Raw genomic sequence first — 13248 nt, forward strand, 5'->3', positions numbered from 1 at the left:
TCTACAAGAAAATATATTAAGTTTGATCAATGAGTGACCGGTAAAACATTGTATAGTATTTTACACAGGATTGTGGACTTGACTTATTAAAACTCTCATTTTATTCATATTTTACTCATTATCTTGTTAATTACAAAAATAAATGTTAATTTATTACATAGATGATAAACCTTATTAAAAGTTAGGAGATTATTAGTTGAAATTTAATAAATCAAACAAACGAAAAAAATTAAGTAAAATGGATTATATTGTTAGATTGATTGCGATTGTAATGGTAACGATTATGCTAGGCACGATGTTATTTAGCCTCGTAATGAACGCAATTCCAATGTTTAAATAATTTATCGCATACAAAAAGGCTGCATCATGCAGCCTTTTGTACTTTTCATTTTTAAAATGTTATCGATTATAAATCAGATTTTGTTTTCCCATTCCAACCTTCCATGCCACCTTGAAGAATATATACGTCGGAATGATTTGCTTTACGCAAAAGATTGGCACACCGAGAAGCACTATTGATTCCGAAGTCATACAAAACCACAGGTTGGTCCGAGCGTATCTCATTTAATCGCATTTTAAATTGAGTGCTTGGAATATTCCGTGCGCCTAAAATATGATTGGCTTTATAATCAGCATGCTCTCTTACATCAATCAATTGAACCTTGCGGATAATTTTTGAAAGTTCAACTTCACCAATCATTTCTGCTGAGCGTTGACGCATTACCCATAAAACAAACCAATAAATAGCATAAGCGATTAATAATATTCCAATAAATGTTAATAATATATTTAATAATGTCATCCTTCTCTACCTCTCCTAGTTATTGATATAATTATGAACTAATCTTGCTGCTCCATATATCCCTGCATCATTTCCTAGAGTCGCTAATACCAATTTAGCGTGGTTACGGATGGCTGGGAATGTATACTGCAGCATATAAGATTCTACTTTTGCCCGCATCATTTCTCCCGATTGCGCAACGCCACCACCGAGAATAATACGCGAAGGATTGAGTATACAACTTAGGTGACCACATGCAAGCCCTAAATAACGACAAAATTGATCAACAATTTGTTGACTTAAAGTATCTCCAGATTGGGCACAGTCAAATATTAGTCGAGCATCCAAAGGTAGACCCACTTCAACAGCTTCTTTTAATTGACTCTCGATATCTGTTTCTTCCATATACTTTTTAGCGAGATTTACGATTCCCGTAGCAGAAGCAAGCGCTTCAAGACAACCGTGATTGCCACAAGTACATTGAATATCTGTATCAGGATCCACAATAATATGACCAATTTCACCAGCAGATCCGTAAGTACCGTGTAGCAAATCTCCTTGAACTACAATACCTCCTCCGACGCCAGTTCCTAAGGTGACCATTACTACGTTTTGATGTCCTTTTCCGGCTCCCATCCACTGCTCTCCCAAAGCTGCAATATTTGCGTCGTTATCGATACAAAATGGAGCATCGAAAGCATTCTTAAATTGTTCACCTACATTTTGTTCAGTTTCCCAGTTTAAGTTATATGCTCCAATAACAGTTTGAGCTTTGTGATTAACTGCTCCCGGGCTACCCATCCCTATTCCAATGAGCTCCTCGGCGGATAAATCTAACTCATATATTTTCTCTTTAATTGACTGAATAATATTTGGGACAATATTTTGCCCTTGTTGTTCAATATCAGTAGGAATTGACCACTTTGATAAAATCTCACCCTCTGGTGTAAGGACCGCCATTTTCGAAGTGGTTCCCCCTAAATCAATTCCAATAACAAATTGCGACATAACGATCTCCTTATCTGACAGTATTCATATATCCGAAATAATACAAAGCGCATGTTAATATAATTAGCACGAACACCGCAAATATTCGATGCCGTTGGCTAAAGAATTCTTTTGAAGAAGGTCCAATGACCAGCGTAATTAATGCACCATATACCGCCCCTCCTAAATGCCCCCAAGTATCAATCCCTACCGAGAATAATCCCGTCACAAATTGTAAAATAAGTAAAGTCATAAAAGTGATTGAGCGAGATTTTAAGGTGTAGGAATCAGGGTTCAAATAACTCAAAATAATATAGCAAGCAAACAGACCAAAGATACCTGTACTTGCCCCTGCAGAAACATTCAGATTTGCTAAACTTGAAAATAAATTGCCGCCAACACAGGCGAATAAATAAATACAGCTAAAGTTAAAATGTCCTAATAACGCTTCAATATCTTTACCTAGAAAATAAAGAGTAATCATGTTAAAAATAAAATGTTCAAACCCAATGTGAATAAATGATGCCGTTATAAAACGCCACCACTCATTTTGAAGATAGACGAGTGGACTGTACATTGCGCCAGTTTGAATTAACGCATCAATCGACTCAGTGGTCCGGTAATGGTACAACATCCAGCCATAGACGGCAATATTTAAAGTGATTAAGCCATAGGTTACAAGCGGTACATTAAAGTACTTAGAGATTCGTTTATTCACTGATAGTCTCCCGTTGATCAATTATTACTTGTTGAACTGGTAGATCGAATTCATTTAATTCCCAAACACGTTGTTGATTCCATTGTTCTTTGAATATCAAAGATACCGTAGGTGTATTCAGGTCTTTTAATACACGATCATAATAACCTCCACCAAACCCAACGCGATACCCTGCAGGCTCAAATGCTACTCCTGGAACAATTAATAAATCTAACTCATTCACATCTAAATCTGGAGCTGATTCAATTGGTTGAGGAATTCCCCATTCTTCTTCGAGGGAATCGCCAACTTTATAAAGGTGAAAGCGCAGCTGACGTTTCGGCATAATTCTTGGTAAGTAAAAATCAATTTCTGGAAATTTTTCAAAGAATTTTGTAGTCGTTAATTCCGGAAATTTACCATAGTAGAATCCAATTTTTCGGTATCCTCGTTGCTTAATTAATGTTTCAAATTGGTTCATTAAGTTCAATTCTGCTGCTTCGCGTTCACTCCCTGTGAGATTAGCTAGTTGTGTTAAAGTATTTTGTCTTAGTTCTGCTTTATCCATACAGCTCTTCCTTTCTCATCATATATATCCCTAGTATAGCAAAAAAAGGTATAACAAAAAACCGTTACAAGAGTAACGGTTTGACAAATTATTTCTTAACTTCTCTATGAAGCGTTACTTTACGACGACGTGGACAATATTTCATAACTTCTAAACGATCTGGATTGTTACGACGGTTTTTTGAAGTTAGATAATTGCGGTCTCCACATTCAGTACATTCTAAATTAATATTTACTCGCATTTATGGACCTCCTTTTTGCTGCCTTAAGCATAAGTACTGAAATATTGTATCATAGGTCTTCAAATAAATAAATACTTTTTTATCATTTATTGGAATTTTCACCTTACTGTAAAGTAAAAACAATTGATTCTTTCGTGACATTTGATAATATATTTAATTGAGGTACTATTAATTTATGAGAGAGGTGTTACTATGGAAATTTGGATTTTAATTATTGTATTACTTGCGATTGCCATCATTCTACTTATTGCTTCATTCTTTACTCAAGATACGAATGATATTGATCGTGAATTAAGTGAATTTACGGTACAACAATCAGAAGAGATGTATCAACTGAAACAACGTATTGCTCATTTAGAGCAACATCAAGGAATTACCCCGCCTTCTTTCTCTTTAGAAACTGAGCCAGACGAGTTAATTGTTGGGCAAGAAGAGGCAGTTTTAGTTACCGATAATCATGGCAATGAAGAATTGATCGAACATATTACAATTGATGATATTGATGATAATACGTACGAAGAAATCATCCGTCTTTATTCACAAGGTTATACAATGAGTGAAATTAGTCAACAAATTGACCTATCCACTCAACTCGTCCAATCGGTCATTGATAATTACATCGAGAATAAATAAAGAAGGTGAAATTAATGAAGAAGCAAACATTGCGTATGATGGGCGCTGGCTTTTTAGCTGCTGCAATCATCACCATGGTCTTCGCTTTATTACAAGGACATGTTCCTGTTTCAGGAAATACCGTCGGATCTATTTTCAATTCGGTCGATCAAGAAGAATTTAATCAATTAAAACAACAAAACGATAAATTGACAAAAGAAATTGAAAAACTAGAAAAAAATCGTAATGACTTAAATGCTGAAATTGTCGCACTTCGAGAAAAAAATAAAAATGCACAAAATCAGCCAACACAAAATGAAAACAATACCTCACAGACGACTTCTACTCAAGAAGAAGCCTCTGAGAATATACAGTATGAAAATACTCATGCGTTTACGATCGACCCTGGTGAAACGGCAGATGAAATTGCACAACAACTTGAATCAAATGGAATTATTGACTCAGCCGATGAATTATATCAACTCATCGAAGAGTGGCAACTTGAATCTGTAATGCAAAGCGGAACATTCGAATTAAGTCCAGATATGTCCTTAGATGAGATTGCGAATATTATTACAGGCGGCGCGTATTATTACAACTAAAAAGAACGTTTTATAAAGCCTTAAACGAAAACAAACCCCAGAAGTTTATTCTAAAAACTTCTGGGGTTATTTGTTTAATCAACCGTGGAAGAGGCTGGTGAGTTCATATAGTCCTCTATCAATTGTTTTGTTTCTGCCTTTAATTCAAAATATGCATTCATTACTTCTCGAGCAATCTGGGTACTAATCCGTCCCCAGTTCTCTTCTTCTAGAAATGGAACTACCACACTGATTGCAATTTCAGGGTCATCATAAGGTGCAAAACCAATAAATGTAGCATTCGTTACAGGTTGATTTTGTGCATATTGAATTGGACCTGAATAGAAAGCTTCTGTTGTACCCGTTTTAGACCCGACTGTAATCGGATAGTTTTTGAATAAATAACGTGCTGTACCCTCATCAGCATGAGAAACTTGTCGCATCCCCTCGTGGATTCGCGCCATTTGCTCTGGACTGACTGGGATAATATTCATCACTTTAGGCTCGATGGTTGATTTGACATCACCTAAATTACCATCTGCATCTGTTCCGCGAATTTCTTTAACTAATCGAGGTGCATATCGAATTCCACCATTTGCAATCGTTGAGACATACTGAGCCATTTGTAGTGGCGTATATAAGTCAAACTGCCCGTATGATAAGTCTATTGCGTTAACGAGTTGATCGCTTTCTGGAAGAAAACCAGCAGATTCATTCGGTAAATCAATTCCTGTCTCGACACCTAGCCCAAATAAAGCAAAATATTGACGTATTTTTTCTAATGTTTCAGGCACAATGCTTAAGCGCCCTTCTTCTTCATAAGTATACTGACCACCGATACGCATTGCCAATTTAATCATATAAATGTTCGATGATTTTTGTAGCGCGGTAATTTCATCAAGTTCAATTTTCTCATTCTGTTCAGGCCGGTTAAATACCGAACTCTTCCATTGGGAACCTTGAAATTTTATTGGTTCATCAATGATTTGATTATTGTCGATTGAAATTACATTTTCCATATAACCAATCAGGTCCATCGCTGGCTTGACACTCGATCCCATACCAAAGTTCGAATTAATTGCACCCAGCGTATCATCGATAATTTCATCTTTATTATAATTGTCTGCATTGGCATCATATTCATACCGCTTGCCTGAAATACCTAGAATATCACCATTTTTGGGATTCATTGCAACAACATAAGCTCGGTCGTTCAGCCCTTGTTGCGGCATATCACGTAGAGCATTTTCTAGAATGTCATCAATTCGCTTTTGAAAATCAGAATTAATAGTCATCACGATGTTGTCGCCCTTCGTTCCTTCGAATAGCTGTTCTGATTTAATAATACTATCCGAAGAATCCGTCACAAAATTATAAAGTGATTTTGTTCCTCGTAATGAATCTTCATATTGTTGTTCTAAATAACTAATTCCGACTCGGTCATTCATTGCATAACCTCTAAGTAAGTATTCTCCGGCCACTTCACTTGGAATACCTCGTCGTTCAGAAGAAACTTGTCCTAAAATCGACGTTAACATATCTTCTTGTGGATAGATTCGTTGCCAATCTGTTCCGATACTAATTCCTGGCAGATTTCCTAACTGCTCGGAAACACGGGCAATCTCTTCCGGCGTCACATTTTGGTTTTTAACTGGTACAGTGGAGAAAGCATACGCTGCATTCATTTGTCTGAATAAAGCAGCAATTTTTTCTTCAGCATTTGAAAACTGAATGTCTTCGGAGGTAACTTTATCTAACTGTGCTTGGTAAAGATCTGTTCCTTTTAGTTGTTTTTCTTCTTTAGATAACCGATCATTGACAGTCTTTGTATTTTTAACAATAAAATAATCCTTTAAATCTCGCTCGGTTAAATGAGTATTTGGCACCTCGATCAATGAGGCAAGTTGGGTTGCAATATCTACTAAGTCATTTGGGGAGACCACCGAGTCGCTATTTCTCGTATAAAGTATTGCTTGTTCTGGTCGATTACCGACTAATACTTTACCAAAGCTATCATAAATCATTCCACGTGGCACCGTTCCGGTAGAAAGTGTGGATTCTGTTCGTTGAACCATATTTGAGAATCGTTCACCACTATAGAGTTGGATATATGCTAATCGAACAAACAGTGCTGCAAAACAAAGAAAGGTGACAAAAAATAAAAAATTGAGTCGCCCTGGAATATGAGATTTATTCTGTTTTTTAGAGATGGATTGATTCAATGCTTGACCCCTCTTTACTATAAAAATTAAGCTGTTGCTAGTTTATCAAAGTACAATTGATAAATCAATCATTGCCGTATGTTTGATTAATTAACAAAAAATAGTATAGTAGAACTATTCAGAATATTTATTAAGATTTTATGAAATAATTGTTATCAATCTCTCGAAAGAAGGTTTTGTCAATGCGCAATTTAATTAATATTGTTCGCCATGGTGTGCGTAACCCACGCTATTATATTGAATCACTCAATATTAATTGGTGGATACTGCAACTTGGAATGGCACTTGTTACACTTATTTTAGCTATCTCTACCATGTTAAAAGTAACTCCTCTAATTCAACAAATCAGTACTGAAATGTCTGAAGCCATTGAGTATCTACCGAACTATGAAATTCAAAATAATGTGTTACAGCTTGAAGAAAACAGCAAGCCACTTTATTACGAAGGTAGTTACTTTAAACTTATTATTGATGATGATTTAAAGCGTGATTCACTAAATCAGCGCACGTTGAATGAAGAACGTCCATCCACATTGAACAGTACTAAATTTTTATCACTTTTTATCTTACAAGATGATGTTACAGCCGTATTAAATCAACAAGTTATTACAATTCCTAACGGACAATATCTTGTAGGGAATCCACATCGACTCAAGTTATTATTAGATTATCCACAAACTAATCAAATTAGTATGTTCCTATCCATTGTCTTCAGCTACTTTATGATGTTCTTTATTCGATATTGGTTTGATTTGATTCTAATCAATGGAATTGCTGGATTATTTAACTTTCGTCTCACTCGCCCGATTCTATGGCGCGATCGCTTAAAAATTATGACGGTTATTTCATATGCTCCAGTTTTATTATTAGAAGCGGTATCTTGGATTTTCCCACTAATATCCTCATCTTTTCTTATTTTGTCAACGTTATGCTTGGTGATTTTCTTTATCTGTTTAAGAAATCACACACAATACATTCAATTTATCATGAAAACACTAGATATTGACATCGATTCGGTCCAAGATGAAATTAAACGTCAGATGGATGAACTCAATCAACGCGAAAATTCAAATCAACAAAACAAAAAAACCGATCAAAAACGTTCTACTGATGTTGTGGATCTATATCCTAAAAATGAAGATAATCCCTCGGACAAAGATAGAGATAAATAAATAGAAGACTCAAACTGCATAGTTTAGGTACTGACTTCTCTTATTATGAAGCGAGTGCTTGAACTAAATACAGTTTGAGTCTTTTTTTAACGTTTCTTATTATTCTTTTGTCGACGTAAATGTTGTTGTCTCGATTTAATTTGCTCTTTCATTTTCCGCTTATAACCCGGTTTGACTTTCTTTTTACGTGTCTGATTGATAATTCGGTTAATTTCTTTATCATCGCGATATTGTGGACTGACTGTCGTGTTAACGGGTCCTGGTTTCGAATCGATAGCTTTGAAATCCCCCTGTACAATATCAATCCATTCAAATGGGATACCTCTTGATCGAAGTGAATCAATGTCGTCCATATCGTCAGGAGCAATCAATGTATAAGCTTCACCCGATAAATTATGACGTCCCGTCCGGCCAATTCGATGAACAAAGAAATTCAAATCTGTTGGAATCTCCATATTTATAATCATAGATGTTCCTGGAATATCAATTCCTCTTGCTGCCAAATCTGTTGCAACAACAAATTGATAATCCATATTTCTTATTTGACGCATCACACGCTTACGCTCACGCGAAGAGATGTCCCCATGTATCTTTGCAACTTTCATTCCTTGTTGCATTAAGTAACGATGAATTTCATCAACATATTCAATTGTATTCGCAAAGATGAGGACTAAGTAAGGTTGACCAATTGTTAACAATTCATGGAGTAATGCTAATTTATCCCTACCCCGCACATTAATTAAGTAATTCGTAATATTTGAAGAAATGACTTCTCCAGAATTTAAGCGAATAACCTTCATTGCAGGCATATATTTATTTAAGAAAACTTGAATTTCTTGTGGAATTGTTGCAGAAAAGACCATCATTTGCAAGTCTTGTGGCATTCGCGAAGCAATTTCATCAACAATCGGTAAAAATCCTAAATCCAATGTCATATCCGCTTCATCCACAACAAAAATACAGGTTGTTTGCACATGTAGTGCATTCTCAAACATTAAATCAAAAATTCGTCCTGGAGTTCCAATAACCATTTGTGGTTGGTTTTTCGGCGATAGTCGTTCTATTTGGCGCTGTTTATCTGTTCCCCCCACATAGCAAACGATTGAAACCGGTTCTTCTAAATAATTATTAAGCTGATTTGCCGCTTGATAGATTTGATCTGCCAGTTCACGGCTCGGTGCTGTAATGACGACTTGAACTTCATCTTTTTCTCGATCAATTTTTTGAAAAATCGGAAGCAAGAAAGCGTGAGTTTTACCAGTGCCTGTGTGAGATTGGACCATTAAATTTTCGCCTTGCAATGCTAAAGGCAAAACTTGAGTTTGGACCGGTGTTAATTCTTTAAAATTCAAAACTTTTAAAGCAGCTTGAATATCCTTTGGTAATTCTAACAATAGATTATCCATTTTATTCACTCCTTTCAAATGTATTTAAATAATATTGAACTTGTTCTTTTAAATCTTCTATAAATTGATTGATAACGTCTTCGTTAGCAGCATTTGCACCGCTTGCTTTAGGGTGTCCCCCACCGTCATACTTTGCGGCCAGCTGATTAATCACTGGTCCTTTTGAACGGATTCGCATGCGCCAAGTGCCATCCTTCTGTTCCACCAACATCACCCATGCGTAAACTTCTGCTAAAACACTCGGTAAATTAACAAATGCATTGGTTTCTTCTTCAGTGATATCAAATTTTTGTAGCACTTCTTGCGTAATCTTCATCCAGGCAATTCCTGGTTCACTTACATTCAGTTGATCGAGCAAATAACTTTGGAATTTTAACATCGGAAAAGACAATGTGTTGAAGGTAGTATGTATTTTAAACAAATCGACTTCATATTGCATTAAAAATGATGCAGATTCAAAGGTAGACTCCGTCGTATTATCAAACATGAATCGGCCTGTATCTCCCACAATTCCTGCATAAAGCAGTGAGGCAGCCGCGTGATTCATACGAAACATCGATGGATTTTGTTGAATCATTTGGGTAATTAATTCGCACGTCGAGCTCGCTTGAGGATAGACTAGCGATAAATCACCGTATTCATCCACTAATGGATGGTGGTCGATTTTAATTAAACAATCTCCATGTATATAGCGATCATCATCAATACGAGGACGGTTTGCTGTATCAGTAATAATTACTAAACTCCCAGAATAATCATTTTGATGAATCCGATCCATTTCGCCCATCCACTGTAATGTCTCCGCGGTATTGCCCACCGCATAAACTTCCTTGTGAGGAAAATTATATTGGATCAATTCCTTTAATCCAAGTTGAGATCCAATTGCGTCAGGGTCTGGATTAAGATGGCGGTGAATGATAATTCGATCATATTGATGGATGTAGCTCATCAAGTTTTCTATATCTTGTTTTAAAATATACATGCTAATCTCCTTACATACTTTCAATAATTTGTGCTGTAATAATTGCTTTAGCGCACAATGAATTTTCATAAAAAATATCAATTTGAGCATGCGCATTACGGCGATTTTGATGGAATATATCAACTTTAAAATGAATCTCATTATAAAGTTGAATTAAATTAAATGAGTTGAGGTGAATCTTTTCAATAATACTACTATAGCCTGTTACATAATTAATTTTTTGATTCGTAATATAAGATAGTAATTCGCATAAAACACCATTAGATAAGGTTCCGTATGTATTTAGCATCTGAGGTTGAACTGTAATCGAGAAGTCATAAGGATTCTCATTATCCGTTACCATTAAATGATTCAAATGTGTAATGACTTCATCTTCATAAGTATTAGAATATTGTGGTTGATTTTCAATTGAATGCATGGCGCGCATTACATCTTGTCGTGAAATTACCCCAATTAATTCAAGGTTATCGGCCACAACTGGGAGCATTTCAATGTCTTCACGGACCATCAAATGCGATACGTTGGCAATCGTCATATAATCTCGAACCGTTACGACTTCTCGTGTCATAACACGCTCGATAAGTGTCTCCTCTTGCTTTCCGATGACATCCTTTGCAGTGACAATGCCTACTAAACGTTTGTTGTAATGTACTGGAAACCGAGAAACACCGGTAGATTTTGTTAATTGATTAAAAGTTCGAACTGAATCAGAACCGACTAAAGAATTTGCCTTGTCAATGGGTATATAAACATCCTTAATCGTCATGATTTCCTTTTCAATTTCTTGATTCGTCATCATACGATTGATGCGTGAAGCAACCGTAAACGTATCGAATGGGGACGTGATAATTGGCAACTCTTTTTGATTTGCTAGTGCAATCATCGAATCATTTGGCTTAAACCCCCCCGTAATCAAAACAGCGACATTATGTTCCAACGCTTGTTTTTGAACATTTGAGCGGTTACCAACTATTAAAAGCGTATTGGGCAAATAATATTTTTCAATTTGATCCAAGGTCATCGCACCAATAATAAAACGATTTAAATGACGATCTACCCCCGTCTCTCCTCCTAAAATTTCTCCTTCAATAATAGGTACGATTTGACGATAAGTTAAATAAGTTGGATTTGATTTTTGATTATTTTGTTCAATTCTTATCGTACCCACTCGATCAATTGTTGAAACAAGCCCAATTTGCTCTGCTTCTTTTATCGCTCGATAAGATGTCCCTTCACTCACACTTAATTTTTTTGAAATTCCACGAACAGAGATTTTTTGTCCAATCGGCAAAGATTTAATATGTTGTATCACTAATTCATGCTTAGTTGACATCTGGATGCACCTTTCTTTTATATTTATACGGTCTATTTTTCAGTCTCGTGATGCTTTCGGATGATGTTTATTAAAAAAGACGCATCGGGCTATAAAGTGGATCATCAAAGTTAGATAAAGTAATACCCAATAATCTGACCGATCGAGTAGCATCACCATGCTCTTGCCATAATTTGCTTACCACCTGCACAACTTCTTCGGGTGTGGTAACGGGCTGGAACAATTGTGTTTGACGGGTCAGTGTATCAAAATTTTCATAGCGTACTTTTAAAGTGACGGTATAAGCTCGAAGCTCTTTAATTCTTCCATTACGGTCAAGTAATTGCGCTAGACGTTCTAATTGATCGTTTACTGCAGCCGGTGTCACTAAAAATGGCGCAAAGGTCCGTTCACGACCATATGATTTTCGATGGTTTCTAGGTTTAACTTCAAAGTTTGATACACCTCTAACCTTATAATATAAAGTATAGCCCAATTTCCCAAAATGCTGAATTAAAAATTCTAGGTCTTTTTCATACAGATCGGCACCTGACTCGATTCCCAATTCAATAAATTGTGGATAGGTTTTTCTTCCGACACCGGGAAATTTTTTGATATCTAATTGTTTCAAAAATTCGGCTGCATCAGTGGGTTCTACCACTGTAATACCATGTGGTTTTTTGAAATCAGAGGCAATTTTAGCAATATATTTATTATATGAGACACCCACCGAACAAGTAAGATGTAACTCTTCTTCAATTTGAGATTGGATTTGTTGCGCAATAATGGTTCCGCTATTAATCTTCTTTTTGTTATCTGTCACATCTAGGTAGGCTTCATCTAATGAAACAGGTTCAATTAAATCTGTATATTGTCTAAATATATGATGAATCGACTGCGATATTTGTCGATAATAATCTATATTCGGAGGGATGAATACGGCATGGCGACATCGATCATAGGCTTCTTTAGCACTCATCGCTGAATGAATCCCATATTGTCTAGCAATATAGTTGCAGGTGGTTACAATGCCCCGACCTTGAGTTAGTTGAGGATGACGCGCAATCACCACGGGTCGATTTTTCAAGGCAGGATTATCTCGAATTTCAATACTGGCATAAAATGCATCCATATCGACATGCAATATTTTATGCGATATGTCAGGTTTAGGTTCTTGAAAAGTCAAAATACCATATCGCATCAATATCCTCCTCTACTCATTTTATTTCATAAATAAAACCCAAGTAAACTATCCCAAATTAGGTAATACTTTACTTGGATTATGTGAAAAATCTTTTAGATTATTCTTGAGTGTCTTCAACACCCTCGACATCTTCAACAACATCAACTTCTTCAACAACAATACCATCTACGACGGGCTCAACTGGCTCAACAACTTGTGCAATCGCAGGAAGGTTGAATGTTAAGTACACACCCTCACAGTCAATCACAGCAATGCCTTTAGTATGATTTACTTCATCGACTACACCGTGAAGTCCACTGATTGTGATAATATGATCACCTGGCTTTAAATTGTTAAGCATGTTCAGCTTTGTTTCTTGTTGTTTTTTCTGTGGTCGTATCATTAAGAAATACATAATCCCCATCAAAACAATAAATGGTAAAAAAGCTTGAAGTAATTCCATTTATACTCCTCCTTCACTATATATTAAATTGTAACAAATTT

At 36.0% G+C, this 13248-nt stretch carries 15 protein-coding genes; 4 read left to right on the plus strand and 11 right to left on the minus strand.

The genetic code is table 11. From position 1 onward, the window contains the following. Positions 1-196: 196 nt before the first annotated feature. The gene (locus tag CYJ57_RS02195) at positions 197-340 is read left to right on the plus strand and encodes a DUF4044 domain-containing protein (protein WP_006701362.1); all 144 of its coding nucleotides are present in this window, start codon (positions 197-199) and stop codon (positions 338-340) included. 66 nt (positions 341-406) lie between these two features. Here CYJ57_RS02195 and CYJ57_RS02200 read toward each other — a convergent pair whose 3' ends face one another. From CYJ57_RS02200 to rpmG, 5 genes are all read right to left on the minus strand, one after another. Then, positions 407-802 carry a rhodanese-like domain-containing protein gene (locus CYJ57_RS02200; RefSeq protein ID WP_101953903.1) on the minus strand — a complete coding sequence of 132 codons (396 nt, stop codon included), beginning with the start codon at positions 800-802 and terminating at the stop codon, positions 407-409. A 15-nt stretch (positions 803-817) separates the two neighbouring features. Next, the gene (locus CYJ57_RS02205; RefSeq protein WP_101953904.1) at positions 818-1789 is read right to left on the minus strand and encodes an ROK family glucokinase; all 972 of its coding nucleotides are present in this window, start codon (positions 1787-1789) and stop codon (positions 818-820) included. Between the two features lie 10 nt (positions 1790-1799). Beyond that, positions 1800-2486, minus strand: a complete 687-nt coding sequence (locus CYJ57_RS02210; protein WP_101953905.1) for a rhomboid family intramembrane serine protease — start codon at positions 2484-2486, stop codon at positions 1800-1802. Continuing rightward, positions 2479-3033, minus strand: a complete 555-nt coding sequence (locus CYJ57_RS02215; protein ID WP_101953906.1) for a 5-formyltetrahydrofolate cyclo-ligase — start codon at positions 3031-3033, stop codon at positions 2479-2481. Before CYJ57_RS02215 ends, CYJ57_RS02210 begins: the two co-directional genes overlap by 8 nt. Before the next feature lie 88 nt (positions 3034-3121). After that, positions 3122-3274: a 50S ribosomal protein L33 gene (rpmG, locus tag CYJ57_RS02220; RefSeq protein ID WP_101953907.1), complete on the minus strand. Its 153-nt coding sequence runs from the start codon at positions 3272-3274 to the stop codon at positions 3122-3124. A 192-nt stretch (positions 3275-3466) separates the two neighbouring features. On the opposite strand from rpmG, the gene CYJ57_RS02225 reads away from it, so the two are divergent. Then, positions 3467-3907, plus strand: a complete 441-nt coding sequence (locus CYJ57_RS02225) for a hypothetical protein (protein WP_006701369.1) — start codon at positions 3467-3469, stop codon at positions 3905-3907. Positions 3908-3921: 14 nt separating this feature from the next. After that, the gene (locus tag CYJ57_RS02230) at positions 3922-4488 is read left to right on the plus strand and encodes an endolytic transglycosylase MltG (protein WP_006701370.1); all 567 of its coding nucleotides are present in this window, start codon (positions 3922-3924) and stop codon (positions 4486-4488) included. Positions 4489-4562: 74 nt separating this feature from the next. Here the strand turns inward: CYJ57_RS02230 and CYJ57_RS02235 are convergent, their stop codons facing one another. After that, the gene (locus tag CYJ57_RS02235) at positions 4563-6689 is read right to left on the minus strand and encodes a peptidoglycan D,D-transpeptidase FtsI family protein (RefSeq protein ID WP_101953908.1); all 2127 of its coding nucleotides are present in this window, start codon (positions 6687-6689) and stop codon (positions 4563-4565) included. A 182-nt stretch (positions 6690-6871) separates the two neighbouring features. On the opposite strand from CYJ57_RS02235, the gene CYJ57_RS02240 reads away from it, so the two are divergent. Further along, entirely contained in the window at positions 6872-7861 is a 990-nt protein-coding gene (locus tag CYJ57_RS02240; RefSeq protein WP_101953909.1) for a DUF1189 family protein, read from the plus strand. A gap of 86 nt (positions 7862-7947) precedes the next feature. On the opposite strand, the gene CYJ57_RS02245 is transcribed toward CYJ57_RS02240, so the two are convergent. From CYJ57_RS02245 to yajC, 5 genes are all read right to left on the minus strand, one after another. After that, positions 7948-9267 (minus strand): DEAD/DEAH box helicase, encoded by a 1320-nt coding sequence (locus CYJ57_RS02245; RefSeq protein ID WP_101953910.1) that lies wholly within the window; start codon positions 9265-9267, stop codon positions 7948-7950. A 1-nt stretch (position 9268) separates the two neighbouring features. After that, positions 9269-10249, minus strand: coding sequence for a DHH family phosphoesterase (locus CYJ57_RS02250; RefSeq protein ID WP_244896569.1), 981 nt, complete (start codon positions 10247-10249; stop codon positions 9269-9271). 10 nt (positions 10250-10259) lie between these two features. After that, positions 10260-11582, minus strand: coding sequence for a DRTGG domain-containing protein (locus CYJ57_RS02255; protein WP_101953911.1), 1323 nt, complete (start codon positions 11580-11582; stop codon positions 10260-10262). Positions 11583-11652: 70 nt separating this feature from the next. After that, positions 11653-12762: a DNA polymerase IV gene (dinB, locus tag CYJ57_RS02260; RefSeq protein WP_101953912.1), complete on the minus strand. Its 1110-nt coding sequence runs from the start codon at positions 12760-12762 to the stop codon at positions 11653-11655. Between the two features lie 100 nt (positions 12763-12862). Then, the gene (yajC, locus tag CYJ57_RS02265) at positions 12863-13207 is read right to left on the minus strand and encodes a preprotein translocase subunit YajC (RefSeq protein WP_006701378.1); all 345 of its coding nucleotides are present in this window, start codon (positions 13205-13207) and stop codon (positions 12863-12865) included. Positions 13208-13248: the final 41 nt, after the last annotated feature.

Source organism: Falseniella ignava, assembly GCF_002847645.1.
Lineage (GTDB): Bacteria > Bacillota > Bacilli > Lactobacillales > Aerococcaceae > Falseniella > Falseniella ignava.

Coding starts and splice junctions, on each gene's coding strand:
- rpmG (WP_101953907.1), bottom strand. CDS start 3,274: ATGCGAGTAAATATTAATTTAGAATGTACTGAATGTGGAGACCGCAAT.
- yajC (WP_006701378.1), bottom strand. CDS start 13,207: ATGGAATTACTTCAAGCTTTTTTACCATTTATTGTTTTGATGGGGATT.
- CYJ57_RS02200 (WP_101953903.1), bottom strand. CDS start 802: ATGACATTATTAAATATATTATTAACATTTATTGGAATATTATTAATC.
- CYJ57_RS02245 (WP_101953910.1), bottom strand. CDS start 9,267: ATGGATAATCTATTGTTAGAATTACCAAAGGATATTCAAGCTGCTTTA.
- CYJ57_RS02205 (WP_101953904.1), bottom strand. CDS start 1,789: ATGTCGCAATTTGTTATTGGAATTGATTTAGGGGGAACCACTTCGAAA.
- dinB (WP_101953912.1), bottom strand. CDS start 12,762: ATGCGATATGGTATTTTGACTTTTCAAGAACCTAAACCTGACATATCG.
- CYJ57_RS02230 (WP_006701370.1), top strand. CDS start 3,922: ATGAAGAAGCAAACATTGCGTATGATGGGCGCTGGCTTTTTAGCTGCT.
- CYJ57_RS02225 (WP_006701369.1), top strand. CDS start 3,467: ATGGAAATTTGGATTTTAATTATTGTATTACTTGCGATTGCCATCATT.
- CYJ57_RS02215 (WP_101953906.1), bottom strand. CDS start 3,033: ATGGATAAAGCAGAACTAAGACAAAATACTTTAACACAACTAGCTAAT.
- CYJ57_RS02255 (WP_101953911.1), bottom strand. CDS start 11,582: ATGTCAACTAAGCATGAATTAGTGATACAACATATTAAATCTTTGCCG.
- CYJ57_RS02250 (WP_244896569.1), bottom strand. CDS start 10,249: ATGTATATTTTAAAACAAGATATAGAAAACTTGATGAGCTACATCCAT.
- CYJ57_RS02240 (WP_101953909.1), top strand. CDS start 6,872: ATGCGCAATTTAATTAATATTGTTCGCCATGGTGTGCGTAACCCACGC.